Source organism: Humibacter sp. RRB41 (assembly GCF_022761015.1).
GTDB lineage: Bacteria > Actinomycetota > Actinomycetes > Actinomycetales > Microbacteriaceae > Humibacter.
The window spans coordinates 412,289-438,167 of record NZ_JAKWJQ010000003.1 but is presented as its reverse complement, the minus strand read 5'-3'; the positions used below and the strand labels follow the sequence as shown (position 1 = coordinate 438,167).

General features: G+C 67.5%; 25 protein-coding genes. 11 read left to right on the top strand and 14 right to left on the bottom strand.

Annotation, left to right across the window (positions count from 1 at the left end; all coding sequences use genetic code 11):
• The first annotated feature begins 53 nt into the window (after window positions 1-53).
• Window positions 54-1,382, top strand: a complete 1,329-nt coding sequence (locus MJ603_RS10630) for an NAD(P)/FAD-dependent oxidoreductase (RefSeq protein WP_308220586.1) — start codon at window positions 54-56, stop codon at window positions 1,380-1,382.
• A gap of 163 nt (window positions 1,383-1,545) precedes the next feature.
• On the opposite strand, the gene MJ603_RS10625 is transcribed toward MJ603_RS10630, so the two are convergent.
• The gene (locus tag MJ603_RS10625) at window positions 1,546-3,315 is read right to left on the bottom strand and encodes a proline--tRNA ligase (RefSeq protein ID WP_243063685.1); all 1,770 of its coding nucleotides are present in this window, start codon (window positions 3,313-3,315) and stop codon (window positions 1,546-1,548) included.
• A 62-nt stretch (window positions 3,316-3,377) separates the two neighbouring features.
• Here MJ603_RS10625 and MJ603_RS10620 point away from each other — a divergent pair, with 62 nt between their 5' ends.
• The 3 genes from MJ603_RS10620 (at window position 3,378) to MJ603_RS10610 (ending at window position 4,694) form a co-directional block, all read left to right on the top strand.
• On the top strand, window positions 3,378-4,019 hold the full coding sequence (locus MJ603_RS10620) for a pyroglutamyl-peptidase I (RefSeq protein ID WP_243063684.1): 642 nt from the start codon (window positions 3,378-3,380) through the stop codon (window positions 4,017-4,019).
• 88 nt (window positions 4,020-4,107) lie between these two features.
• Entirely contained in the window at window positions 4,108-4,317 is a 210-nt protein-coding gene (locus MJ603_RS10615; protein WP_243063683.1) for a ribbon-helix-helix protein, CopG family, read from the top strand.
• Entirely contained in the window at window positions 4,314-4,694 is a 381-nt protein-coding gene (locus MJ603_RS10610) for a type II toxin-antitoxin system death-on-curing family toxin (RefSeq protein WP_243063682.1), read from the top strand. Before MJ603_RS10615 ends, MJ603_RS10610 begins: the two co-directional genes overlap by 4 nt.
• A 57-nt stretch (window positions 4,695-4,751) precedes the next feature.
• On the opposite strand, the gene ispG is transcribed toward MJ603_RS10610, so the two are convergent.
• The 7 genes from ispG to MJ603_RS10575 all read right to left on the bottom strand — a co-directional run bounded on the left by ispG (window position 4,752) and on the right by MJ603_RS10575 (window position 11,892).
• Entirely contained in the window at window positions 4,752-5,906 is a 1,155-nt protein-coding gene (ispG, locus tag MJ603_RS10605) for a flavodoxin-dependent (E)-4-hydroxy-3-methylbut-2-enyl-diphosphate synthase (protein WP_243063681.1), read from the bottom strand.
• A gap of 74 nt (window positions 5,907-5,980) precedes the next feature.
• Window positions 5,981-7,042, bottom strand: coding sequence for an alpha/beta fold hydrolase (locus tag MJ603_RS10600; RefSeq protein WP_243063680.1), 1,062 nt, complete (start codon window positions 7,040-7,042; stop codon window positions 5,981-5,983).
• Complete coding sequence (locus MJ603_RS10595) at window positions 7,039-7,695, bottom strand: CoA transferase subunit B (RefSeq protein WP_243063679.1); 657 nt, start codon at window positions 7,693-7,695, stop codon at window positions 7,039-7,041. The genes MJ603_RS10600 and MJ603_RS10595 overlap by 4 nt, the downstream gene beginning before the upstream one ends.
• Window positions 7,696-7,698: 3 nt before the next feature.
• On the bottom strand, window positions 7,699-8,478 hold the full coding sequence (locus tag MJ603_RS10590) for a CoA transferase subunit A (RefSeq protein ID WP_243063678.1): 780 nt from the start codon (window positions 8,476-8,478) through the stop codon (window positions 7,699-7,701).
• Window positions 8,479-8,490: 12 nt separating this feature from the next.
• On the bottom strand, window positions 8,491-9,435 hold the full coding sequence (locus tag MJ603_RS10585) for an alpha/beta fold hydrolase (RefSeq protein WP_243063677.1): 945 nt from the start codon (window positions 9,433-9,435) through the stop codon (window positions 8,491-8,493).
• Window positions 9,432-10,199, bottom strand: coding sequence for a 3-hydroxybutyrate dehydrogenase (locus MJ603_RS10580; protein ID WP_243063676.1), 768 nt, complete (start codon window positions 10,197-10,199; stop codon window positions 9,432-9,434). Before MJ603_RS10580 ends, MJ603_RS10585 begins: the two co-directional genes overlap by 4 nt.
• 289 nt (window positions 10,200-10,488) lie before the next feature.
• Window positions 10,489-11,892: an RIP metalloprotease gene (locus MJ603_RS10575; protein WP_243063675.1), complete on the bottom strand. Its 1,404-nt coding sequence runs from the start codon at window positions 11,890-11,892 to the stop codon at window positions 10,489-10,491.
• 133 nt (window positions 11,893-12,025) lie between these two features.
• Here MJ603_RS10575 and MJ603_RS10570 point away from each other — a divergent pair, with 133 nt between their 5' ends.
• Window positions 12,026-12,937: a thioredoxin domain-containing protein gene (locus MJ603_RS10570; protein ID WP_243063674.1), complete on the top strand. Its 912-nt coding sequence runs from the start codon at window positions 12,026-12,028 to the stop codon at window positions 12,935-12,937.
• Window positions 12,938-12,955: 18 nt separating this feature from the next.
• On the opposite strand, the gene MJ603_RS10565 is transcribed toward MJ603_RS10570, so the two are convergent.
• Window positions 12,956-13,672 carry a TetR/AcrR family transcriptional regulator gene (locus MJ603_RS10565; RefSeq protein ID WP_243063673.1) on the bottom strand — a complete coding sequence of 239 codons (717 nt, stop codon included), beginning with the start codon at window positions 13,670-13,672 and terminating at the stop codon, window positions 12,956-12,958.
• 110 nt (window positions 13,673-13,782) lie between these two features.
• Between MJ603_RS10565 and MJ603_RS10560 the strand changes: the two genes are divergently transcribed.
• Window positions 13,783-14,706, top strand: coding sequence for an NAD-dependent epimerase/dehydratase family protein (locus MJ603_RS10560; RefSeq protein WP_243063672.1), 924 nt, complete (start codon window positions 13,783-13,785; stop codon window positions 14,704-14,706).
• A 14-nt stretch (window positions 14,707-14,720) separates the two neighbouring features.
• Here the strand turns inward: MJ603_RS10560 and dxr are convergent, their stop codons facing one another.
• From dxr to MJ603_RS10545, 3 genes are all read right to left on the bottom strand, one after another.
• Window positions 14,721-15,800 carry a 1-deoxy-D-xylulose-5-phosphate reductoisomerase gene (gene dxr, locus MJ603_RS10555; protein ID WP_243063671.1) on the bottom strand — a complete coding sequence of 360 codons (1,080 nt, stop codon included), beginning with the start codon at window positions 15,798-15,800 and terminating at the stop codon, window positions 14,721-14,723.
• 39 nt (window positions 15,801-15,839) lie between these two features.
• A complete protein-coding gene (locus tag MJ603_RS10550; protein WP_243063670.1) occupies window positions 15,840-16,841 on the bottom strand; it encodes an FKBP-type peptidyl-prolyl cis-trans isomerase in 1,002 nt (333 codons plus the stop codon).
• Between the two features lie 143 nt (window positions 16,842-16,984).
• Window positions 16,985-17,350 (bottom strand): helix-turn-helix domain-containing protein, encoded by a 366-nt coding sequence (locus tag MJ603_RS10545; protein WP_243063669.1) that lies wholly within the window; start codon window positions 17,348-17,350, stop codon window positions 16,985-16,987.
• Between the two features lie 174 nt (window positions 17,351-17,524).
• Between MJ603_RS10545 and MJ603_RS10540 the strand changes: the two genes are divergently transcribed.
• The 3 genes from MJ603_RS10540 to MJ603_RS10530 all read left to right on the top strand — a co-directional run bounded on the left by MJ603_RS10540 (window position 17,525) and on the right by MJ603_RS10530 (window position 19,892).
• The gene (locus MJ603_RS10540; RefSeq protein ID WP_243063833.1) at window positions 17,525-18,097 is read left to right on the top strand and encodes a ClpP family protease; all 573 of its coding nucleotides are present in this window, start codon (window positions 17,525-17,527) and stop codon (window positions 18,095-18,097) included.
• A 71-nt stretch (window positions 18,098-18,168) separates the two neighbouring features.
• Complete coding sequence (locus MJ603_RS10535) at window positions 18,169-19,089, top strand: hypothetical protein (RefSeq protein ID WP_243063668.1); 921 nt, start codon at window positions 18,169-18,171, stop codon at window positions 19,087-19,089.
• Between the two features lie 53 nt (window positions 19,090-19,142).
• Entirely contained in the window at window positions 19,143-19,892 is a 750-nt protein-coding gene (locus MJ603_RS10530; RefSeq protein WP_243063667.1) for a 1-acyl-sn-glycerol-3-phosphate acyltransferase, read from the top strand.
• Between the two features lie 117 nt (window positions 19,893-20,009).
• On the opposite strand, the gene MJ603_RS10525 is transcribed toward MJ603_RS10530, so the two are convergent.
• On the bottom strand, window positions 20,010-20,480 hold the full coding sequence (locus MJ603_RS10525; protein WP_243063666.1) for an OsmC family protein: 471 nt from the start codon (window positions 20,478-20,480) through the stop codon (window positions 20,010-20,012).
• A gap of 166 nt (window positions 20,481-20,646) precedes the next feature.
• Here MJ603_RS10525 and MJ603_RS10520 point away from each other — a divergent pair, with 166 nt between their 5' ends.
• Window positions 20,647-21,669, top strand: a complete 1,023-nt coding sequence (locus MJ603_RS10520) for an asparaginase (RefSeq protein WP_243063665.1) — start codon at window positions 20,647-20,649, stop codon at window positions 21,667-21,669.
• Window positions 21,670-21,754: 85 nt separating this feature from the next.
• Entirely contained in the window at window positions 21,755-22,870 is a 1,116-nt protein-coding gene (gene ald / locus MJ603_RS10515; protein ID WP_243063664.1) for an alanine dehydrogenase, read from the top strand.
• A 5-nt stretch (window positions 22,871-22,875) separates the two neighbouring features.
• Here ald and MJ603_RS10510 read toward each other — a convergent pair whose 3' ends face one another.
• On the bottom strand, window positions 22,876-25,833 hold the full coding sequence (locus MJ603_RS10510) for an FtsK/SpoIIIE domain-containing protein (protein ID WP_243063663.1): 2,958 nt from the start codon (window positions 25,831-25,833) through the stop codon (window positions 22,876-22,878).
• Window positions 25,834-25,879 lie beyond the last annotated feature (46 nt).

The following is a 25,879-nucleotide window of genomic DNA, read 5'->3' as shown; positions in this document are numbered from 1 at the left end:
GTCACGTGCCAACCGGATCACCCGAACCGGCGGTGGCCGCCCAGGAGGTATTCGTGCACAGGTTCGACACGGTGATCGTGGGCGCCGGCATGTCAGGTGTCACCGCGGCGAGAATGCTGGCCGACGCAGGACAGGATGTCGTCGTGATCGAGGCGCGCGACCGCATCGGCGGTCGCACCTGGACGGACCGCGAAGCGGGATTCCCGGTCGACCTCGGCGCTTCCTGGATCCACGGCATCGACGGTTCGGCCGTCTGGGATCTGGCGCGCGCCCTCTCCGTGCCGACCATCGAGTTCACGGTCGGGAGCTTCCAGGCGGGCGGGCGTCCCATTGCGAACTTCGACGACGCCGGCGCCCAGATGGATGCCGCAGCCTCAGACCAGTGGGTCGCCGACGTCGCGGCCGCCGATCTGGCCCTCCAGGGGCTCGTCGCAGGCGCATCGCATGGTGAGACCTACCTCGCCGCAACGGAACAGGTGCTGTCGGCGATGCCGTTGGACGAGGAACGCATCGAGAACCTGCGCGAGTTCTTCCGGCATCGCGTCGAAGAGCAGTGCGGCGCGTGGATCGGCGACCTCGACGCGCACGGCCTCGACGAAGACATCATCGACGGCGACGAAGTCGTCTTCGCCCGGGGCTACGACGAGCTCCCCCGTTCGATCGCCGCCGACCTCGACGTTCGGCTGGGGGAGGTCGTGCGGGCGATCTCGTGGTCCTCCGACGGCGTCGTGGTGAAGACGGATGCCTTGACCTTCGAGGCATCGAACGCCATCGTGACCGTGCCCCTCGGCGTGCTGAAGGCGGGTGCGATCGCATTCGACCCGCCGCTCCCCGACTCGGTGGCCGCTCCGATCGAACGACTCGGAATGGGCGTCTTCAACAAGATCTTCCTGCAGTTCCCACAGTCGTTCTGGGACGAACGCCTCTACGCGATCCGGCAGCTCGGCACACCCGGTGAGCACTGGCACTCCTGGTACGACGTCTCGGCCATCAGCGGAACGCCCATGCTGCTGACCTTCGCGGCGGGGCCCTGGGGACGCGAGGTGCAGGAGTGGGACGACGCCGCTGTGGTCACCGACGTCGTCGAGACCCTGCGCGGCATGTACGGTGAGTCCGTTCCGGATCCGGTCGCGCACTGGATCACCAGGTGGGGCCAGGATCCGTTCTCCGTCGGTTCGTATTCCTACGTGGCCGCCGGTGCGTCGCATCACGACCATGACGCCCTCGCCGGGCCGGTCGACGGCGTTCTGCACCTGGCGGGCGAGGCCACCTGGGGCAGCGAACCCGCGACCGTCGAGGGAGCATTCCGCTCGGGTCACCGGGCGGCTGGACGCATCCTCGGCCGCGATGTCGACCTCGCGGCGTTCTTCGCGTCGCTCTGACGTCTCCGGCGGCAGTCCGGGCGGACTGGCCATCGTTCAGGACCGCGCATGCTCCGCTGCGCCGCCGCAATTCAGGACATATCGTGACCGAGCGACATATCCGTCGCCTGAGCGCCTATCTCCTGAATTGCGGCGGCGAAATGCACTCAGCGCAGCGATCGCGTCAGGGCCCTGCCAGGGCGGCCACCGCGTCGGCGATCGGCGCCTTGGTGCGCTCGCCCGTTCGGCGATCCCACAGTTCGACGATGCCGTCGGCGGCATCCCGCCCCACGATCACGATGCGCGGCACGCCGATCAGCTCGGCGTCGCCGAACTTCACGCCGGGCGACACCTTGGGCCGGTCGTCGTAGAGCACGTCGAGACCGGATGCCTCGAGCGAGCCGACGAGGCCGTCCGCCACCTCGTAGACAGCGGCATCCTTGCCGGTCGCCACAACGTGCACGTCGAACGGTGCGACTGAGGGGGGCCAGATCAGCCCCTTGTCGTCGTTGTTCTCCTCGGCGATGATCGCCAGAATGCGGGTCACGCCGATGCCGTAGGACCCCATCGTGACCGTGACGAGCTTGCCGTTCTCGTCGAGCACCTTGAGCCCGAGTGCCTCCGCGTACTTGCGGCCGAGCTGGAACACGTGACCGATCTCCATGCCGCGTGCAAGCTCGACAGGGCCGGAGCCATCCGGTGCCGGATCGCCGGGCAGAACCTCTGCGACCTCGACGGTGCCGTCTGCCGTGAAGTCCCGGCCCGCGACCAGGCCCAGCACGTGCTTGCCTTCGACGTTCGCACCGGTGACCCAGCCCGATCCGTCGACCACGCGAGGGTCGACGACGTAGCGCACGCCCGTGAGCGATTTCTCGCCGAGCACGGCGCCCTCCGGCGACCACGGCCCGATGTATCCCTTGACGAGTCCGGGATGCTTCGCGAAGTCCGCATCGCTGGCCGGCTCGACCTCGGCGGGAGCGAACGCCACCTCGGAGCGCTTCATGTCCACCTCGCGGTTGCCGGGCAGGCCGACGACCACGACCTCGCGCGCGCCGTCGAGGTGGGTGAGCGCCAGTACGACGTTCTTCAGGGTGTCGGCGGCGGTCCAGGATCGGCCGTCCGGACGCGGGTGCTTCTCGTTGGCGATGGCCACGAGTGCCTCGATCGTCGGCGTGTTCGGAGTGTCAACCACGTCCTGCGGCGTCAGCTTCTCGTACGAGCGCGATGGGGGGACTTCGGTGGTGAATGCCTCGACGTTCGCCGCGTATCCCCCGGCAGAGCGCACGAAGGTGTCCTCGCCGACGGGCGTCGGGTGCAGGAATTCCTCGCTGCGCGATCCGCCCATGGCGCCGGCATCCGCCTTCACGATCACATACGAGAGACCGAGGCGGATGAAGATGCGCTCGTAGGCAGCGCGCTGGGCCTCGTAGGAGGCGTCGAGGCCGGCATCCGTTGCGTCGAAGGAGTAGGCATCCTTCATCGTGAACTCGCGGCCTCGCAGCAGGCCGGCGCGCGGACGCGCCTCATCGCGGTACTTGTCCTGAATCTGGAAGATCGTCAGCGGCAGGTCTTTGTACGACGAGTACAGGTCCTTCACGAGCAGCGTGAAGGCCTCCTCGTGGGTCGGTGCGAGCAGATAGTCCGCGTCTTTGCGGTCCTTGAGCCGGAAGATGCCGTCGCCGTACTCGGTCCAGCGGCCGGTCACCTCGTAGGGCTCACGCGGCAGCAGAGCCGGGAAATGCACTTCCTGGGCGCCCGCGGCCGCCATCTCCTCGCGGATGATGGCCTCGATCTTGTTCTTCACCCGAAGCCCGAGCGGCAGCCACGCGAAGATTCCCGGCGCCTGACGCCGGATGTAGCCGGAGCGCACGAGCAGCCTGTGGCTCGTCACCTCGGCATCGGAAGGGTCTTCGCGGAGCGTGCGGAGGAAGAGATTCGAGAGACGGGTGACCACGGGGATCAAGCCTATTCGGTCCGTCTGCTCAACCCGACTCGTCGCCTGCCTACGCTGGAGCGATGACCACCGCACTGCTCACCGGCTTCGAACCGTTCGCCGGAGACGCCCGCAATCCATCGGCCGAGGCCGTGCACCTTGTCGCGGATGCCTGGAACGGCCCTCAGGAACTCGTCACCGCCGTTCTGCCGACCGCCTTCGGCCGCAGCGCCGAGCGCCTCGCCGAGCTGCTGGCAGAACACTCCCCCGACGTCGTCATCGCCACCGGACTCGCCGGCGGCCGCGCGTGGATCACCCCGGAGCGGGTGGCCGTGAACCTCATCGACGCGCGGGTACCCGACAACGACGGCCAGCAGCCCGTCGACGAGCCTTCGCTGCCCGGCGCCCCGGCCGCGTACTTCAGCACGCTGCCGGTGAAGCCGATCGTGAACGCGATCGCTGCCGCGGGCATCCCCGCCAGGCCGTCGCTGAGCGCAGGCGCGTTCGTGTGCAACCACGTCTTCTTCAGGCTGATGGATGCCGTCACGTTGCGCGCAGAAGGCGACCGCGTGGAGGCCACGGGAGGCGCAGGCATCCGTGCCGGGTTCATCCATCTGCGGTGGGCTGTCGGCCTCGGCGGCCCGGCCGAAGATCCGGCGCTGCCTCTGGAGGACATCGTGCGTGGGCTGGAGATCGCACTGCGTGCGACGCTCGACGCGCGCTGAACTCTCTTCGTCCACATCGCATCGAACCGCTCATGCGCGAACAGATCGCGCCGGAACCAATCGGTATCATCGCTGATACCGTAGGTTGATGGCCATGACACTGCGACTGTCGGACGACGAGACCGAGGCACTGCGAATGCGCGCGGCGGCCGAGAACCGGTCGATGCAAGAAGTCGCCCGCGACGCCGTACGCCGATACATCGAGACCACGACCAAGCGCGAGCTGCTCGACCACGCCATCGAAGCGACGCTGACGCAGTATGGGGAGGCGTTGCGTCGATTGGGCGACGAGGAATGATCTACCTCGACCTGGACGACGCACTTCGACTGGCCTCTGTCATGCTCGGCGGCGAACCACCGATGCGTGATCTCGGCCTCCTCGAGTCGGCACTGTCACGGTCGAAGGCGACCTACTTCGGCGACGAACTCTATCCATCGATCGCGCTCAAGGCGGCAGCCCTCATGCACTCCATCGCGAAGAACCATGCGCTTGTCGATGGGAACAAGCGACTCGCGCTGGCCGGCATGCACGTCTTTCTGCTCATGAACGGGCATCGGCTCACGATGACCAACGATCAAGCGTTCGTCTTCACCAAGCAGCTCGCTTCCGGCGACCTTGACGACGTGCACGTCATTGCGGCCGTCATCGAGGAATATCTCACCCCGCGGTCGTGACAGCCTGACGTCTCAGTGCCCTACAGCTCAGTGCCCTACAGCTCAGTGCCCTACAGCTCAGTGCCCGACGACCACCGTCGGCTCGCCGAGCGAGGCATCCGTGCCCATCTCCTCGGCGATGCGATTGGCCTCCTCGATCAGGGTGGCGACGATCTCGGATTCCGGCACCGTCTTGATGACCTCGCCCTTGACGAAGATCTGACCCTTGCCATTGCCGGATGCCACGCCGAGGTCTGCCTCACGCGCCTCGCCAGGACCGTTCACGACGCATCCCATCACGGCGACGCGAAGCGGAACGCTCATGCCCTGCAGTCCCTCGGTGACACTGTCGGCCAGCGTGTAGACATCCACCTGGGCGCGGCCGCACGACGGGCATGACACGATCTCGAGCTTGCGCTCGCGCAGGTTGAGCGACTGCAGAATCTGCAGGCCCACCTTCACCTCTTCGACCGGAGGCGCAGAGAGCGAGACGCGGATCGTGTCGCCGATGCCCTCGGAAAGCAGGATGCCGAACGCCGTCGCCGACTTGATCGTGCCCTGGAACGCCGGCCCGGCCTCCGTCACGCCGAGGTGCAGGGGCCAGTCGCCACGCTCCGCGAGCAGCCGGTACGCCTTGACCATCACGATCGGGTCGTTGTGCTTCACCGAGATCTTGAAGTCGTGGAAGTCGTGCTCCTCGAACAGGCTCGCCTCCCACACCGCGCTCTCGACGAGCGCCTCAGGCGTGGCCTTGCCGTACTTCTGCAGGATGCTCGGCTCGAGCGAGCCCGCATTCACGCCGATGCGGATGGAGACATCGGCCGCCTTGGCCGCCGCCGCGATCTTGCCGACCTGATCGTCGAACTTGCGGATGTTGCCCGGGTTCACGCGAACCCCGGCGCAGCCGGCGTCGATCGCCGCGAAAACGTAGTTCGGCTGGAAGTGAATGTCGGCGATGACCGGAATCTGACTCTTCCTGGCGATGATCGGCAGCGCCTCGGCGTCGTCGCGGCTGGGGACGGCGACGCGAACGATGTCGCATCCGGATGCCGTCAACTCGGCGATCTGCTGCAAGGTCGCGTTGATGTTCGTGGTCGGCGTCGTCGTCATCGACTGCACGCTGACAGGGGCGTCGCCGCCCACCAACACCTTGCCCACCCGGATCTGCCGGGATTTGCGGCGCGGGTGAAGCACATCGGGCACGGACGGCATACCGAGATTGACTGCTGGCACGAGAGCCAGTGTAGTTTTGCGCGCTGATGCCTGCTTGCGTGCTCGTCCCTGCCGGGCGCGCCGCTCACCACACGTCAGCTTGCGGCCACCTCGTTCAGCAGGTTCTCCAGCGCCTCTGCCACGGTGTCGGTCTGCTCGATGTGGGCGGAGTGGCCGCAGTTCGCGAGCTCCAGCTCGCGGTAGCGTCCTCCGCCGGCTGCGTAGCGCTCGAGCACCGTGCGTGTCTGGCGCAGCATCGGCTGCGGTGGCGCCACGGCCTCGCCCGGCCAGTCCGGCAACACCCCGACCTTGCCAAGCGTGTTGAGGTCGAAGAACGATTCATCGCCGACGATCGCGTCGCTCTCGCCGTGGATCCAGAGCAGCGGCGGCTTGTGACCCAGACCGACGATCCCCGATACGTCGAAGTACTTCGGCGCCATCGTGTTCAGCACCCCGCGCGTGCCCGCCGCCAGTCCCGGCCAGTTCGGCGACGCCACAGCGTCTCCCGGGTAGTTGTCCTCTCCGGTCTTGGTGGTCAGCATCGACTCGACCCAGAGGTCCTCGTACTCGCTCGCATATCCGTGCGCGACGTACGACGACCGGAACACCGAGCGCGGAGACGTCGCCTCGTCAGCAGTGCGGTCCCCCGACGCCAGCCTGGCCACGAAGTCCGGGTTCGCCCCACCTGCGCCGACGCCGGCGTCGTCATCCGTCAGGCGTGTGCCGTCCGTCGCGGTTCCGCCGAATCCGTAGGGGGAAACGGGAGAGATGAGCGTGACGGATGCCACGGCATCCGGCCGATCGAGCAGCTGCTGCAACACAACACCACCGCCCATGCTCCAGCCGACCAGATGCACACGGTCGATGGCGAGCGCGTCGACCACCGACCACACGTCGTCCGCGTAATCGCGCAGGCCGCGCGTGGCATCCACCGGAAGCGTCTCGCTGTCGCCGAAGCCGCGAAGATCGACAGCGAGCGCCCGGACGTCCGCCGGTAACGCAAGCATGAGCGGTTGCCAGAACAGGCTGGACGACACGTTGCCGTGCACGAACACCACGGTGGTGCCCGGTTCGTCCGCAGGGCGTTCGAGCACGCCGGCACGAAGCCGTCCGGTCGGAACGACCTGTGCTCGGATTCCGTCGAATGTCGAACTCATCGCAGCGCTTCCTCTCCATCGAGTTCGACGCGCAGTGAAGGCTGCGTCGCCGCGATCACGTCGTCGATCGTCACGTCGGGTGCGAGCTCGCGCAGCACGAGCCCGTCGGGCTCCACGTCGATCACCGCGAGGTCTGTGATGATGCGATTCACCACGCCGCGGCCCGTGAGCGGCAGGGAACACTCGTCGACGATCTTCGGGCTGCCGTCTTTCGCGACGTGTTCCATGAGCACGATCACCCTGCCTGCGCCGTGCACGAGGTCCATCGCGCCGCCTGGACCCTTGACCATCTTCCCGGGGATCATCCAGTTGGCGAGGTCACCCCTGGCCGACACCTGCATGGCTCCGAGGACGGCCGCGTCGATCTTTCCGCCGCGGATCATGCCGAAGCTCAGAGCCGAGTCGAAGAATGCGGCGCCGGGCAGCACGGTGACCGTCTCCTTGCCCGCGTTGATGAGGTCGGGGTCGATGGCATCCGCCTCGGGATACGGGCCGACGCCGAGGATGCCGTTCTCCGACTGCAGCACCAGCGTGCGTCCGGCCGGCACGTAGTTGGGTACCAGGGTCGGCAGCCCGATGCCGAGGTTCACGTATGCGCCGTCCGGCAGCTCGAGGGCGGCGCGCGCGGCCATCTCGATTCGCGTCAAAGGCATCCCTCAGCCCTCCGATCCGGCGCGCACGGTGCGCCGTTCGATGCGTTTCTCGATGTCGGTGCCGACCTCGACGACGCGCTGCACGTAGACGCCTGGCAGGTGCACGGCATCCGGATCGATCGCACCGGGTTCGACGAGCGTCTCGACCTGGGCGATGCAGATTCGTCCGGCCATCGCCGCCAGGGGTGAGAAGTTGCGCGCCGACTCGTGGAACACGAGGTTGCCGTGAGTGTCGCCGACCTTGGCGTGCACGAGCGAGAAGTCGGTGCTGATCGCCTCTTCGAGCACGAAGTCCTTCGCCGCGCCGCGCACATCGAATTCGCGCACGTGCTTGGCAGGCGACGCGAGCGCGACGGATCCGTCGGCGCCGTAGCGCAGCGGCAGTCCGCCCTCGGCGATCTGCGTGCCGACGCCGGTCTGCGTGTAGAAGGCGGCGATGCCGGAGCCGCCGGCACGGAGCTTCTCGGCGAGCGTGCCCTGCGGGGTGAGCTCGACCTCGAGTTCGCCGCTGAGGAACTGCCGTTCGAACTCCTTGTTCTCACCGACGTACGACGATGTCATCTTGCGAATGCGCCTCGCGCCGAGCAGCAGTCCCAGCCCCCAGTCGTCGACGCCGCAGTTGTTGCTGACGACCGACAGGCTGCCGGCTCCCTGCTCGAGCAGGGCCGTGATCAACTGCATCGGGTTGCCGCACAGCCCGAAGCCTCCGACAGCGATCGAGTCGCCGTCACGGATGTCTGCCACCGCGTCGGCCGCGCTGTCCACGCGTTTGTCGATGCTCATTCTCGTTCCACCTCATCCTCCTTCTGCGGCGTGCGCGCTCGTGGCGCCCGTGCCGGTACCGCCCACCGCGTCGCGCACGATCGGTGCGACCTGACGCATGCCGTGCTCGGTGAGCACGAGCGAATAGTGGTTGACGTCGTCGATCTCGTGTCGACGAAAGTTCCGGATCGATTCGGCTGCCGCATCGACCACCTGATCCGCGTAGAGCGGCGGGCCGTCGGTAAGACCACGGGGCGCGCGCAGGAAGTCGACGGGCACACGCAAGCTGCCGAGGGCATCCAGGTAGCCGTCTCCACCGTCCTGTTGCACGATGTTGGTCGCGACGGCGTCGAATCTGCTCGACGGCCGGAAGCCGCCATCGACCTCGTCGAGGTCGTAGTCGACGTACTCGGCGACGTCATCGTTCCAGTTGCCGCGAAACGCCGGATGCCCGCGCCAGAACTCCGCATACGCCGCGCGGCTCGGGAACACTCTGGACAGTCGCTCGCCAGCCGGCCCGAGCAGGTACGAGGGCAGTTCCTCGGCCGGCACGTCATCGGGGACCGTGACGGGTATCGGGAGGCCGCCGTCCAGGAGCACGAGCGCGGCGACCCGATCGGGATGCTGATCCGCCGTTCGTACTGCGACGAAGCCGCCCATCGAGTGGCCGACGACGACCGCCTTCCGAATATCGAACGCGTCGAGCACAGCGGCCATGTCATCGGCGTGATCACGGATGCCCCACGGTGCGGGAAGCGAGTTGCTGCGGCCCCGCCCGCGCAGGTCGGGCGCGATGATGCGCACGTTCGGCAGCGCATCCGCCAGCAACGGCCAGGTGCGATGCGATGCGCTGATTCCGTGCACGGCGAGCACGGGCATCCCTTGCGCGTCGGGGTTCCACACGCCGCCGGCGAGCTCACCGCCACTCACCGGCACCCGGAAAGGCTCGTACCTGACGATTCCGCCTGCCTGAGTCATCGTGCGCTCCATCCGCCGTCCATGGTGTAGCTCGCGCCGGTGACCATGCCGGCGTGCTCGCTCGCGAGCCAGAGCGCGAGCGATGCGACTTCTTCGGGCTCGACGAGTCGCTTGATCACGCTCTCGGTGAGCATGATCGTCGGCACGACGTCCTCCTCCGGGATGCCGTGCACACGGGCTTGATCGGCGATCTGCCGTTGGACGAGCGGCGTGTTCACGTAGGCAGGCTCGATGCAGTTGCTCGTGACGCCGTGGGGGCCGCCCTCGAGTGCCGTGACCTTCGACAGACCCTCGAGGCCGTGCTTCGCGGCGACATATGCCGACTTGTAGGCGGACGCGCGCAGCCCGTGCACGCTGGAGAGGTTGATGACGCGACCCCAGCCCCGTTGGTACATGCCCGGCAGCGCGGCCCGGATGAGAAGGAACGGCGCCTCCAGCATGAGCCGCATGATCAGTTCGAAGCGCTCCCGTTCGAACTCTTCGATCGGGCTCACGTGCTGGATGCCCGCGTTGTTGATCAGGATGTCCGCATCGAGCTCGAGCTCCGCGAGCGCTTCCACGTCGGAGAGGTCTACCTGCCACGCCGTTCCGCCGATCTCGTCGGCGACGCGGCGGGCGGCATCCCCGTCGAGGTCAGCGATCGTGACCGCTGCACCGGCCGCGGCGAAGGCTCGTGCGCACGCGGCGCCGATGCCGCTGGCTCCCCCGGTGATCAGTGCTCGGCGCCCGGCGAGTGAGTCGTCGAGGGATCCATCGTCAGCCACGGCACGCTCCGTTCGGTCATCGTCGACCAGGCCGCTCCGCTCATGCAGAAGACGACATCCGGCACGAACCGCCGGACATCACCAACAATACGTAAGCCCACACCAGTGCGGCAGATGCACATTCCGCCACAATTCAGGACATGCGGCCGGCTATGCCGGATATGTGGACGCCGACCGACATGTCCTGAATCGTGGCGAGCGGTACTCACCTGCACCGAACGCACCCTCGCACCCTCGCACCCTCGCACCCTGCGGGCAGCGGCGCGCCCGGCGGGGCCGGGCGCGCACATCACCCAGGAAGACTGATCGGCTTCACGATGTCCGCGTACGCCAACAGCAGGCTCATCGCTCCGAGCACGATGATCACCGCGTAGGTGAGTGGCATCAGCCTGGCCATGTCGACGGGCTTCGGCGAGGTGCCGCGACGCGTGGCCTTGAACCATCCGCGCTTCAGCCATTCCCAGATCGCGCCGGCGATGTGGCCGCCGTCGAGGGGCAGCAACGGGATCATGTTGAACACGAACAGCGCCAGGTTGAGCGAGGCGAGCAGGCTCAGCATCAGCTGGATCTTCGACATGAACGCGTACGAGCTGCTGTCGGCGATCTCTCCGGCCATGCGGCCGACGCCGATGATGCCGACGGGGCTGGACGCCGAACGCTCACCCGACCCGAATGCCGCGTTCCACACGCCGACCATGCGTTCGGGCAGGTTGATCACCACGCCGACGACCTGGCCGAGCTGCTGCCCAGTTGATGCGAACGCCGTGCCGATCGACTGCGGTTGGAACTCGGTCGTCGGTGAGATGCCGATCATGCCGATGTTCTTGGTGACGGTCTTGCCGGTCGAGGAATCGATGACCTGGCCCTCGGTCTGCTTCGGCGTGATCTGCAGCGTGACGTCCTTGCCGTCGCGCTCGACGACGACGGGCACGATCTCACCCGCCGAGTTCTGGATTTTCGTGGAGAGCTGCTCCCAGCTCGTGATCGCCGTGCCGTCGTACTTCACGATGCGGTCGCCGGACCTGAGGCCGGCGGCGGCAGCGGGGGACGCGGGATCGGATGTCGCGCACGTCGTGCTCGTCGTCGTCGCGGGCTTCAGACACGCTGATACAGACTGCACGGTGGTGCTCGCGGCCTGGACGCCGATGCCGCTGAGCATGATCGCGATCAGCACGAATGCGATCACGAGGTTCATGAACGGTCCGGCGAGCATGACGATGATGCGCTTGAACGGGTGCAGCCGGTAGAAGGCGCGGTGGTCCTCTCCGTCGGGGATCGTCTCGGCGCTGGCTATCCTCGCCTCTTCGGCCCAGGTGCCGAGCGTGCCTCTGCGCTGCTCGCCCGTCGTCTGCTGCGCCCGTTGCTCAGCTGAGGCGCCAAGGCCTCCGTCTGTCATCACGAGCGAGTTGTAGAAGCCCGTCGAGGCATCCCTCGGGGCGTCGCCGGGATGCTTCGGCGGGAACATGCCGATCATCGCGATGTAGCCGCCGAAGGGCAGCATCTTCACGCCGTACTCGGTCTCGCCCTTGCGGAACGAGAACAGTGTCCTTCCGAATCCCACCATGTACTGGGTCACTTTGACGCCGAACGCCTTGGCCGCCGTGAGATGTCCGAGCTCGTGCAGCGCGATCGACAGAGCGAGGCCGATCACGAAGATCAGCACGCCGACGATGAAGGGCAGCACGGAGGACATATGCGAAATGCTAACCGGATGACATCTGTGCGCTCCCCGAACGGAGCCTTTCAGCGGCATCCGCTCACGAAACGCATAGCCGGGTCACGCTACCCTCGTTCCGACACCCCCCTGATCGAGTTGAGGATGGCAGATGGCTACTGGCCGCGGCGCGAACGGACCGAGCAAGAAGGACCGTCGCGAAGAAGCTCGCGAGCACGCACGGCTCCTGCGCGAAGAGGCGAAGAGAAAGGCCCGCACGCGCAGGTGGATCATCCAGGGGTCGATCGGCGTGGTGATCGTCGCGGTGCTCGCCGTGGTCGCGCTCGTCATCGTGAACTCGATTCCGCAAGGCCAGACCTCCGCCGGTCCCAAGAACATGATCAGCAACGGCATCGTGCTCACGTCGACCACGAAGGCCGTGCGCACTCCTGCGCTGCAGCCAGGAGCGACTCCAATCGCGACGTCACAGCCTGACACCACGACCAAGGCCTACATCACCGTGTACCTCGATTACCAGTGCCCCTACTGCCAGGAATTCGAGACGGCGAACACGACCCAGATCGGCCAGTGGCTCGACGCGGGCATCGCACAGTTGGAGATCCACCCGCTGGCGATGCTGGATGCCTCCAGCAACGGCACGAAGTATTCGTCGCGCGCGATGAACGCCGCCGCGTGTGTGGCCAACTACAAGCCAGACGCGTACTACGCCGTCAATACGGCCCTGTTCAAGGACCAACCTGCCGAGAACACCAGCGGTCTGACCGACACGAAGATCCTGTCGATACTCAAGGGCGCCGGTGCGAGTTCCTCCGACATCACGAAGTGTGTGAACAACAACAAATTCTCCTCTTGGGTGGCAGCGTCGACCACGCGTTCGCTGACGAAGCCGCTCGCGAACTCCTCGGTCGCGAAGGTGAGCGGCACACCGACGGTGATCGTCAACGGTCAGCAGTACAACGGCTCGCTGACGGATGCCAGCACCTTCGCCTCGTTCGTCGAGTCGGCTGTCAGCGCCTCCGCGTCGACCTCGACGCCGACGCCGACTCCGACGGCCACCAAGTAGCCGGCGGGTCCCGGCCGGTCAGCCTTGCGAACGCTCGGCCGGTCGGGAGAGACCCAGCCGCCTGCTCATGTCGGCGATGAGGAACTCCGTATAGGCATCCACATCATCGACGACGCCGACGTAGTGGCCGAACAGCTCGAAGGACAGGTGCCCGAACAGCTGCGACCACACCGCGACCCCTTCCGCAACCGCCGGCGCGAGCTCGGGCTCCAGGCCGAACGCCTCGGCGAGTGGGACGAACGCGGGAGCAGCGGCGTCGCGTGCAGGGTCGGCGGGGAGCGTGCCGCCGGATGCCGCGGCATCCGCGATGACTCTCGCGATGAGCGAACCGACCACCGCCGCGGGCTCGAGGATCGACTGCGGTGCCCGGTAGCCGGGAACCGGCGTGCCGTAGATGAGCGCGTAGCGATGCGGATTCTGCCCCGCCCACGCACGCGTGCTTCGCACGATCACGGCGAACCGCTCTCGGGTGTCCGACGATGCGACGGATGCCTCGGCGCGCGTCACGTGCTCCCCCAGTGACGCGTGCGTCTGCACGATCAGATCGGTGAGCAGCTCGTCGCGACTGGAGTAGTGCCGATAGATCGCCGAGCTCACCACCCCGAGCGACCGCGCGATGGCGCGCAGCGAGATCGAATCCGCGCCGGCGTTCGCGAGCGCGTCAGCCGCCGCGTCGAGCACGCGCTCGCGCGAGATCACCGGCTTCCGCCCCCGACGGACTGACCCGTCTGTCACCCCTCCATCCTGCCACTCGCACGAAAGTATTAGTGAGCACCGCTCTTGAGATACGCATCAGGTTCCCCTATCGTCACCAGAGCAGCGCTCACCAACCTACGGAGATGTCGATGGCCGTTTCGCTCGTTCTCGGTGCCGGATTGATCGGCTCACCGCTCGCGCAGCGGCTCGCCGAACGTGGCGACGAGGTACGAGTCGGAACGCGTACCGGCCGGAAGGTCGAGGGCGCGCAGCCCCTGCCGCTCGATGCGAGCGACCCGGATGCCGTCTCCCGCGCGGCCGCGCACGCCGACACGATCTTCCTCGCGACGAACCCGCCGTACACGACGTGGCAGAAGGACTGGCCGCCGATCTTCTCAGCGACGGTGACGGCGGCCGAGCGCACCGGGGCATCCCTCGTCGTGATGGGCAACCTCTATCCATACGGAACGCCGACCGGACCGATGACGGAACACTCGACCGAGACGACGCATGAGACGAAGGGACTGGTACGCAAGGCCGGCTGGCAACTCGTGCGCGAGGCGACGGAGCAGGGACGGATCCGCGGTGTCGAAGTGCGGGCAAGCGACTACTTCGGGCCGGGCGCAACGGGGACCGCGCACCTCGGAGACGCGTTCTTCACCGGCATCCTGAGGTCGAAGACGGCGCGCGGTGTCGGCAGCCCAGAGCTCGACCACAGTTGGAGCTACCTGCCCGACATCGTGTCGACGTTGATCGCGGCGTCGGACTGGACGGGCGCATGGGGGCGCATCTGGCATGTGCCGAGCGGCGCCCCGCATCCGAGGGCGGAGATCGCGGCGCAGCTGAACGCCATCTACGGCACGTCGGGAGAGGCATCCGCTTACCCGCAGTGGATGCTGCGATCGCTCGGCGTCTTCAGCCCGATGATGCGCGAGATCCACGCGTCGAGCTATCAGTTCACGACGCCGTTCGTGATCGACGCGACCGAGACATCCCACCTGCTCGGGGCCGAGGAGACGCCGTGGCACGAGGCCCTGACCACCACAGCCGAGTGGTACCGCGAGCGGCTCTGACCCGCGTCGCCGAGCTACGAGGCGATGACGACGTCGGCCGTCTCGCGTGCCCAGCGCTCCGCCTCGGCGAGCGTGTCGAGGTCGAGGGACGTGGCAGGCTCGTGATCGTCGACGACCTGTTCGATGATGTCGAGGATGTCGAGAAAGCCGATGCGCCCGGTGTGGAACGCGGCGACCGCCTGCTCGTTGGCCGCATTGAACACGGCCGGGTAGGTCGATCCCGCGAGCCCGACACGCTTGGCAAGACGTACGGCGGGGAACGCTTCGTCGTCGAGCGGCTCGAAGGTCCAGGACTGCGCCTTCGCGAAGTCGAGCGGAGCACCGACACCGGCCACCCGGTGCGGCCAGTCCAGGCCGAGCGAGATCGGCAACCGCATGTCGGGCGGTGACGCTTGCGCGATCGTCGAACCGTCGACGAACTCCACCATGGAGTGCACGATCGACTGCGGATGCACGGCGACGTCGATGCTGTCGTAAGGCACGTCGAACAGCAGGTGCGCCTCGATCACCTCGAGGCCCTTGTTCACGAGTGTCGCGGAGTTGGTCGTGACGACCAGCCCCATTTTCCAGGTGGGGTGTGCGAGCGCCTGCTGCGGCGTGACATCCCTCAGCTCGTCGCGGCTCCTTCCCCTGAACGGGCCGCCGGATGCCGTGACCACCAGCCTGCGCACTTCGCGCTTGTCGCCGGCGAGAAGCGCCTGCGCGATCGCCGAGTGCTCAGAGTCGACAGGCACGATCTGCCCGGGCTTCGCGATCGAGGAGACCAGTTCGCCGCCGACGATCAGCGATTCCTTGTTCGCCAGAGCGAGCGTGCGACCGGATTCGAGTGCGGCGAGGGTCGGACCGAGCCCGACAGATCCCGTGATGCCGTTGAGCACCACGTCGGCGTCGACGTCGCGCACGAGCTGTTCGGACTCGTGGGCACCGAGTGCCGTGTGCTCGACCCGGAATTCCGCTGCCTGGGCGTTCAGCCCTTCCCTGTCGCTGCCGGCGGACAGGCCAACGACCTCGAAGCGGTCCGCGTTGGCTCGGATGACGTCGAGCGCCTGGGTTCCGATCGAACCGGTGGAGCCGAGAATCAGTACCTTGCGCATCCGCTCATGGTATCTGCGAGCGGTGACAGAGCCGCCGGTCTACGACGCGGCGAAGGTTCGCAGAATGTCGATCACGAAGACGATCGTGTCGGTGCCCTTGATCCCCGCTTGTGAACTGCCTGCCGTGCCGTAACCGGCGGCAGGCGGGATGACGACGAGCACTTGCGATCCGACGGTCTGGCCGATGAGTGCCTGCTGGAAGCCCTTGACGAAACCGCTGACCGCCTCTGGCTGCACGGGCAGCGACTTGCCCCAGCTCTGGTCGAAGACCTTGCCGGTTCGCCAGTTGACGCCCTGGTACTGGATGAACACGCCGTCGGTCGATTTGACGGCGGCGCCGGTCCCCTTCTTGAGGACCTCGACCTTGGTCTCCGTCGAGGGCTTCGTGTCCTTCGGAATGGTGATCGTCGGCTTGCCGCTGGCGGCAAGCTTCACGGTCGGGAATCCGGCCTGCGCGGGCTGGGCCGCCCCATCGGCCTTCGTGGGGACCGCGTCGACGATGTCGGCGACGAACACCACGGTGTCCGTGGTCTTCAGGCCGATCTGCGTCGGGTCTGCGCCGCCCCATGCCGCCTTCGCGGTGGCCGTCGTCACGAGGCGCGAACCCACCGGCGCACATTCGATGGCGTCGGTGATCCCCGGAATCAGAGTGGAATCGCCCACGGAATACGGAACAGGGGCGTCGCTTCCGTACCCGCTGCTGACCAATTTGGCTCCGCTCGTCCCGTTGTAGGCGACCAGCGAGACATCCACCATCGTGCCCTTCTTCGCCTCTGCGCCGTCACCCTTGGTGACGTAGCTGCGCTCCGTCGAGGTCGCCTTCAAGGGCTTCGTGAACGTCACGGCGGGCTCTGCGTTCTTGGCGCCGGTGACCTTGACCGCGTCGGAGACCGAACCGGACTTCGGTGGCGTGCAGGCGCTCGAGGCCGATTTCGCGGACGACGTCGACGTCGCGGTACTGCCGGAGGCCGTGCCGGCGCACCCTGCAAGCAGCAGGGTTGCAGCGGAGACGGCAAGGATGGCGGAGATCTTCGTGCGCACGACAAAGCTTTCTGAAGACGAAAAGGGGGCACCTCAGTGTGCCCTATGCGGCTCTGTCGACGCTGGGAAGCGAGAACGGAGCGCAGAGAAAAGAGGAGCGCCGAGAGAGGAACGGAGTGCGGAGACTGAGGACCGTGGCCGGTTCAGGCGACGAGCAACTGCGCCGATCCGCTTTCGGACGGCCGGTGGGATGCCGCGGCCTGCGCGATCAGCGCGGCCTCGCGCCGTCGCACCGTCAGGTCGAGCACGGGGGCGACTGCCTGCGCGCCCGGCCCGCGCTCAGCCGAAACGAGTTCGACATCCGTCTCGTGCATCAATTCGCGAAGCGTGACGCCCAGCACGGCGCAGACCGTCTGGATGATCTCGCTGGACGGCTCCTTGCGACCCCGTTCGATCTCGGAGAGGTAGGGCAGCGACACCGCCGACAACTCGGAGACCTGGCGCAGGGTGAGGCCCTGAGCGAGGCGCAGACGCCTGATGGCCGATCCGACCGCGTGTCGCAGGAGCATGACGCAAGGCTACGCGTCGACCCGTCTCGCACGCCTGCAAATCGGTTCTGCTGTGAGCTAAGTCGCCCGCGGCAGAAAGCCGCCCGGCGTCGCGGAGAGCGCCGCACGATGGTCGCATCAGCGTCGCCACCGGGGACGCACGACGGAAGGATTCCCGTGCCGGACACCGCAAGCATCCCCCCTCAGGTCTTCGACAAGCTGCTCGACGACCGCATCGTTTTTCTCGGCGTCGAGGTCGATGACGCCGTCGCCAACGAGATCTGCGCGAAGCTGCTGCTGCTGGCTGCGGCCGACCCGGAGCGCGACATCCAGCTCTACATCAACTCGCCGGGCGGGTCTGTGACGGCAGGCTTCGCGATCTACGACGTGATGCGCTATGTGAGCCCCGACATCCTCACGGTGGGTATCGGCTTCGCCGCCTCGATGGCACAGTTCCTGCTCAGCTCGGGTACGCCGGGCAAACGCTTCGTGCTGCCGAACACGCGGATCGTCATGCATCAACCGCACGGCGGCTTCGGTGGAACGGCCGCCGACATCAGCAGGCAGGCCGAGCAGATCGTGAAGTTCAAGAACGAGATGGCCAAGATCACGGCGGAGCAGACCGGGCACACGATCGAGGAGATTCTGCGCGACGGCGACAGGGATGCCTGGTACGACGCGGAGGAGTCGGTGCGCTACGGATTCGCGGACGGCGTGATCGCCTCGCAAGACGCCCTCGCCGGGGCCGTCCTCAAGCGCCGGTCGTGACAGCGGAGCCGATCGCCACGGCTGACGCGTTGCGCGTGCACAGCCGAGCCCCCAGCCCATAGTGTCGGTGCATGCCCGAACGCGATCGCGAGTCAGCGCGCCTGGGCGGATGGGTTCTCCGCGCTTCAACGGGTGACATCGTGATCGTCGCGAGCGCCGTTCTCGCGGTTCTCGCGTTTCTCATTCTCGCGGCGGTCGTCCCGCGCCCTGCCGCTCAGACGACCACATCCGACGCGACCTTCCACGCGGGCCTCATCATCAGCGACGCCGCCTTCTACGATCCCGACACGATGACCGCGCGCCAGGTGCAGCGCTTCCTCGAGACCAAGAAGTGCACGCCCTCCGACGGGGTGCCGTGTCTCGCCGACTACCGGCAGGACACCCAGGACGAGCCCATGCAGTACGCCCACTGCGCGGCGTATCACGGCGGGAAGGGGCAGCGGGCCAGCGCCATCATCGCCGCCGTGGCGCAGGCGTGCCGCGTCAGCCCGAAGGTGCTGCTGGTACTGCTGCAGAAGGAACAGTCCCTGCTCACGCATCCGAGCGCGTACGGCTACCAACGTGCGACGGGCTACGGATGTCCCGACACAGCCGCCTGCGACGCCGACTACTTCGGCTTCTTCAACCAGCTGTACAACGCTGCGTGGCAATTCCGCGAGTACACCGTCGGCGGCTCGTCCTGGCGGTATCACGTCGGCAAGGTGTCGATCCTCTATCACCCGAATGCCGAGTGCGGATCGAGCGTGGTGAATATCCGCAACCAAGCGACGGCGAACCTCTACAACTACACGCCGTACCAGCCGACGCCGGAGACCGTGCGACATCCCGACGTCATGACCGACTGCTCCACGTTCGGCAACCTGAACTTCTGGCGGCTCTACAAGGAGTGGTTCGGCTCGCCGCTGACCGTGCCCTTCCCCGTGCAGCACGACGGATGTCTGAACCTCAGAGACGGCGCCCGCTGCTTCCCCGATCCGCGCACGGGACTGTAGAACCGGTCACGAGCATGCGCCGCAGGGCATATGCCGCGACGTATCGTCGAACCATGACTTCGACGTCGCGCGTCCTCGCGCCGCACACACCGGTGCAGACGCAGCGACAGCAGATCGACACCCCCACTCCTCGCATCGGCTTCCTCTACGGGTTCGGCCGTTTCGTCGTCGCACCCTTCGCACGGGCGATGTACCGGCCGCGCGTGCTCGGGAGGCAGAACGTGCCCAAGTCGGGCGCGGTCATCCTGGCCAGCAACCATCTCTCCTTCATCGACAGCGTGGTCATTCCGGTGGTGGCACCGAGACCCGTGCAGTTCCTCGCAAAATCGCACTACTTCGAGGGCCATGGGATCAGCGGGTGGGTGAAGCGCGTGTTCTTCACCGCGATCGGCGCCGTCGGTGTTAAGCGCGGTGCCGGCAGAGACTCGCAGGACGCGCTCGAGCTGAGCAGGGACATCCTCGAGGCAGGCAACGCGTTCGCGCTGTACCCGGAGGGCACCCGCTCCCGCGACGGGCGTCTCTACCGCGGTCGCACCGGTGTCGCCTGGCTGGCACTGACCACGGGGGTCCCGGTCGTGCCCGTCGGGCTGATCGGAACGGAGCGACTGCAGCCGGTCGGAAAGAACCTGCCGAAGTTCGCGCGGGTGACGGTGGCGTTCGGCACCCCGATCGACGTGTCGTCGTTCGGACCGGCGACCAGCGGCCGCGCGCGGCGTGAGGCGACGGATGCGATCATGGCCGAGATCCAGCGCCTGAGCGGACAGGTCGAAGCGGGCGTCTACAACGAAGGCCCCGCCGAATAACGTCGTTCGTACGGGCGGCCCGGCGGTCCCTCACGTCGGCCTCAGGCCGAAGAGTCGACGGCGGACAGAAGGTGCGACGTCAGGCCGAAGGGTCGGCGCCAGACTGAAACGCCTGCATCAGGCCACGTGGGCGACGGACTCGTGCTCGACCGGGAAGTTCACAGACGACGCGATGAAGCACAGTCGAGCGGCCTCCTCGTGCAGGCTCTGCGCCAGCTCGATGTGCGCAGGGTCGCTGACCGTCACGTCTGGACGTAGCGTGACCGAGGTGAAATGACCGCCGCCGTCGGCGGTCGTCGTCATGGTTCCGGTAGCCGAATCGCTGTAGGCGGTGACCACGACGCCGTGCCGTTGCGCGACGTGCAGGTAGCTGAGCAGATGGCATTGCGAGAGCGCGGCGACCAGCAGCTCTTCGGGGTTCCAGCGCTCCGGATCGCCGAAGAAGGCGCGGTCGCTCGACCCCTCGATCGGCGGGTTCCCCTCCGCACGCACGACGTGATCGCGGCCGTAGTCGCGATAGCCGCTCGTGCCGGTGCCCCGATTGCCCGTCCACTCGAGGGTGAGCGCGAAGTGGTGATCGACGTTCATATGCTGATCCTCTCGTCGGGTGTCGGGTCGGTTCCCTCCGCCTGAGCGCGGTGTGCCTGTACCCACTCTGCCCGATCGCACACTCCGCCGCATTGCCGGCGGGCACCGCACGGAACGTCCCGGTGCTGCCGCGTCGCCTGTCGCCTTGGCTAGACTCGAAGACACCATGAGCGAGTCGAACCGTGGCCCCCGGGCACCTGTGACGGGAACGTTCGATATCTCATCGGCGGTGGAGCTCGCGGTCGTCGAGCGAAGCGGATTCATCGAGACCAGGCACGCCGGCTCTGCTGTCGTGCTCGGCCCCGAAGGCGATCGGATGCTGTCGCTCGGCGACCCGGATGCCGCGATCCTCCCTCGTTCGGCACTGAAGCCGTTCCAGGCGGTCGCCTCCATCTCGGCGGGCGCCCGACTCGACGCAGAGCAGACCGCGCTGGCGACGGCCAGCCACGCTGGAACCGCTGCGCACGTCGCCGTTGTGAGGGGCATCCTCTCCTCTGTCGGTCTAGACGATAGGGCGCTGCTGTGCCCTCCTGCGCTGCCTGCCGACCGCGCCTCCCGCGACGACGTGATCCGGTCGGGTGCGAGCCCCGCCCCTGTGTACATGGAGTGCTCCGGAAAGCACGCAGGGATGCTTGCGGCCTGCGTCGCCAACGGATGGTCGCTCGGCGCGTACACGGACCAGCGGCATCCGCTGCAGCAGCACGTGAAAGACGTCGTCGAACGCCTGACCGGCGAGAAGGTTTCGCACGTGGCCGTCGACGGATGCGGCGCCCCGGTGTTCGCGATCACCCTGAACGGGCTGGCACGCGGCGTGCAGCGCATGGCGACGGCATCCGAGCAGTCGCCCTTCGCGCTCTATCGCACCGCCGCGTTGGTCGCTCGCAGCGCCAAGGAGAACGCCTGGGCGATTTCGGGAGCGGGACGCCCTGACACGGTGCTCATCGAGGACGTCGGCGCGTACGCCAAGGCCGGCGCAGACGGGCTGATGACCATGGCGATGCCGGACGGCACGACGGCAGCCGTGAAGGTGCTCGACGGGAGCATCTCGGCGGCGCGCGTGGCTGCCGTCGGACTTCTCGCCCAGGTGGGCGCCATCGACAGGACCGCTGCCGACGGCGTGCTCGGCCGGTTGGGCACGACAGTGCTCGGTGGTGGCATTCCGGTCGGCCGGCTCCGCCCAGCGATGTGACGACGGGTTTCGACAAGGACTTCGCGGTCAAGGGCGACCGTGATCGGGCCCCAAGAGGCCCGGAATCGAGAAAGAACGGAACGACATGAGAATCTCCATCCCGCGCGAGATCAAGAACAACGAGTACCGCGTGGCCATCACCCCCGCCGGCGTGCACGATCTGGTGGCGAACGGTCACGAGGTGCACGTGGAGCGCGGCGCTGGCGAGGGCTCCTCCATTCCCGATTCGGCGTACGCCGACGCCGGCGCGATCATCGAACCGGATGCCGCGACGACGTGGTCGACGGCGGAGTTGGTGCTCAAGGTGAAGGAGCCGATCGAGCAGGAGTTCGCCTACTTCAGGGACGACCTGACGCTCTTCGCCTATCTGCACCTCGCCGCTGAGCCCGGCCTGACCCGGGCGTTGATCGACGCCGGAGTGACGGCGATCGCGTACGAGACCGTTCAGCGCGCCGACCGCTCCCTTCCACTGCTCGCACCGATGAGCGAGGTGGCGGGGCGCCTGTCCGCCATCGTCGGGGCGAACACGTTGTTGAAGCCGAACGGAGGGTCCGGCCTGCTCGTTCCTGGCGTTCCCGGCACCTATCCGGCGAAGGTGACGGTGCTCGGCGGCGGCGTCGCAGGAACGAACGCGACGTCCGTCGCGGTCGGCCTCGGCGCGGACGTCACAGTGCTCGACACGAACGTGGCACGGTTGCGCGAGCTCGACGCGTTGTACGCAGGCCGCATCAAGACGATCGCCTCGACCGCGTTCGAGATCGAGCGTGCCGTGCTCGATGCCGACCTCGTGATCGGATCGGTGCTGGTGCCCGGTGCGAAGGCGCCGAAGCTGGTTCGCAACGAGCTGGTGGCAAGGATGCGTCCTGGCAGCGTTCTCGTCGACATCGCGGTCGACCAGGGCGGATGCTTCGAAGACTCGCATCCGACGACGCACGATGACCCGACCTTCCGGGTGCATGACACCGTGTTCTACTGCGTTGCGAACATGCCAGGGGCCGTGCCGCACACGTCGACGCACGCCCTGACGAACGCAACGCTCCCCTACCTGCGCGCGATCGCGAACAACGGGTGGCGGACCGCCGTAGCCACCGATCACTCCCTCGCGCTGGGCCTCAACGTCGTGGGCGGAAAGGTGACGAACGCCGGCGTGGCCGATGCGAACGGCGTCGAGCTGACGCCGCTGGATGCCGTGCTGGGCTGAGCCGGTCATTCCGGCACGGTGACCCGTCGGAACTCGCCGTCCCGGGTGTAGATCAGTGCGTGGCCGGGAAGCGTCGCGGGAGGCAACACCCGGGAGTGCAGGATGCCGCGCACCTGGGCGAGGGTGCAGCCGTCGAAGACGATCGAGCCGTCGCGTCTCAGACGCGTCATGAGCTGCCAGCGGGATTGCCAGGCATCCGCATCGCCGACGATGGCCATCGGCTCGCTCTGCGCGCGCACCGCGATCGCCGTGGGTGACACCGGTGCATCGGCCTGCGGAGAGAACGAGTCCTCACGCACGTCGGCGAGCTCGACCACGCGAAGCCCCTGAGCGGATGCCCGCAGCCGCCTCGCCACGACGCCCGGCGCTCGTGAGACCACGATCGTGGTCGTCCCTGCTGGGAAGGCAAGTCGCTCGACCGCGCTCACCCTCGGCCCAACGCCCGAGGTCTCCTGTCGTGAGACCGCTTCGTCCTCCACGAGCACGACCTGGGCCAACAGGCCGCGCCAGACACCTCGACCGGGCGGCGCGGCCTGGTCATAGAACTCGGCCGCCGCGCCGGCGAGCACGTGCTCCTGCCGGTCGGCCTGCCGCAGGACGAGGCGTTCCCCGAAATGCCCGGCGACGGACCGTAGACCAGAGGGCAGCACAGCGGCCGAGCAGACGACAGCGATCCCGGCACGAGGGCCGTCGACCAGAAGGGACCGCACACGATCGAGCATCTCTTCCCTGTGTACGTCGCCGAAACGAGCAAGCAGGGCGTCGAGATCGTCGATGAGCACGAGGAGCGGCTCGCGCGAGCCGGAGTGCAGGATCGAGTCGGCCCACTCGAAGGCATCCCATGCTCCCTCGATTTCCCCGGGAACCCACAGCACGCCGGATCGCCACTGGGCAGCGATGCTCACAAGGGCGCCCGTCTTACCCGCTCCGCGTACGCCGAGCACCAGCAGATGCTCCGCCTGCGGCCGATAGACGATGCCCTCCTGAATCTGGCGATCGGGATCGTCCAGCGCCCCGAGCACAACCGATCCCGCCGGTGTGCCGGCGAACGCCGTGAGAGGGATGCGCTCGGGCAGCGCGGGAAGCCACGGCGGGCGGACGGGTGTCGACATCGGATACTTGGCGGCGACCGCGCTGACATCGGACGGGTCGGCCGTCGCGGCCTGAGCGGTCACGAGCTCTCCGTCCCTGACGACCACGAGCCGTCCTGGCACGGCATGAGGCAGCCGCGCAGCGGCATCCGTTCCCAGCAGCGCCGTGCTGTCGCTCTCGGAGCTGAGGCGCAGTGAGACGCGCAGTGCGCAGTTGGCCAGCAACCCGTCGGCGAGGACTCCGGTCGCTCGCTGCGTTCCGAGGATGAGGTGCACGCCGAGCGCTCTGCCGCGCGCCGCGACGTCGGCGAACAGCCCGGCGAGGTCGGGAAAGGCAGCGAGCATCGCCGCCGCCTCGTCGACCACGATCACCAGACGCGCGGGTGCAGCGTCCGAGTCGTGTACGTCGGCGATCCCGAGGTCCGCGAGCACCGCTTCGCGCCTCCGAAGCTCGGCACGAAGGCTCTTCAGTGCCCTGTCCGCTTCACCGTGGCCCAGGTCGGTGACCACCCCCACCGTGTGAGGCAGAGCCGACAGCCGTGCGAAGGCCGTTCCGCCCTTGAAGTCGACGAGCAAGAAGTTCACGCGATCGGGAGCGGAGCACGAGGCCATACCGAGCACCCACGAGATCAGCAGCTCGCTCTTGCCGCTGCCCGTCGTGCCCGTCACGATGGCGTGCGGACCCGACGCGACGAGGTCGAGTACGAGGGGGCCCGTCGCGGTGACTCCGATGGCCGCTGGCAACCCGTCCGTCGGCTCGCTCGTCGCCGTATCGGACAGATCGGCCAGAGCGACAGTGTCGGGCAGCGAACGCCCGCCCGTGACGCCTCTCGAGAGCGCGGCCGATGCGAGGTCGTCTCCGAACAACGCCGTGGATCTGGCAGTGACGAGCTCACCGCGCAACGTCTCGGGAGCTCCAGGTGAGCTGAGTCGATTGATTCTTCCCGCCGCGTCCACCTCGAGGACCTCGCCGCATCCGGTCGGAAGGCCGTCGACGTCGGCGGCGAGCGCCAGCACCGCCGTCATGGTCCGTCGGCCGAAGGACGCGTCCCTCGCTCGGCTGTCGAGCTCGAGCGGGTGCGATGGACCCGATTCGGGTGCGGGACGAGCGGCATCCGTTCGCTCCGCAGCATCGGGGTGATCATCGACGATGTGCAGACGAAGGTGTTCCGCGTCGGCCTGCGCCGCGTGCGGATAATCGTCGAGCCAGTCGTAGACGTCTCCTGACGGAGCCGTGATGGCGAGTACACCGGGCGGATGCGCGTCCGAGAGCTGCGCGACGAGCCCGCGCACGAGGGCCCTTCCGATGATGGCCGGCGCGACGATGCCGATTCCGGCCGTGGGGTCGACCAGGACCGGGGCGCCGTCGACGATGCGGCAGACGGCCAGGAGGTCGCGATCCTCGTCGGTATCCGCTGTTCCGGAGACAGGCAACGTGCTCGGCGCACTCCCTGTGCCGATGCGCACAGGCACGAATCGTTCTGTCGACGCCGCCCATCGCCTGGCCCGGTGGGCCGGATCGGTCATCAAAGCGTCCGCGCCCGGATGTGCGGCGCCCAGCAGCGCGCGCTCCCGTGCGTGGGCAAGGGCGACGTCATCGAGAAAGCGCTCGCGGGCAGCACGATAGACGCGCGCCTCGGATCGTCGTCTGCGACGAGCCGCGACCCGGCCGTCGATCGTGCTCGCGATCGCGATCACCGGGCTGAGCGCGGCGAAGGCGATCATCATGGGCGATCGCGTGATCGCGAAGAGCGCGGCGGCGCCGGCCAGTGGCGCGAGAACTGCCAGCAATGGAAACGGCGCACGCTGTGGCGGCGAAGGATGCCTCGGCAGCGTCACGGAGTCGATCGGGGAGGCACCGGGCGCTGGCATGCATCCAGTCCAGTCGTTCGAGCGGGGGCGCGGACGCGCCGAACGA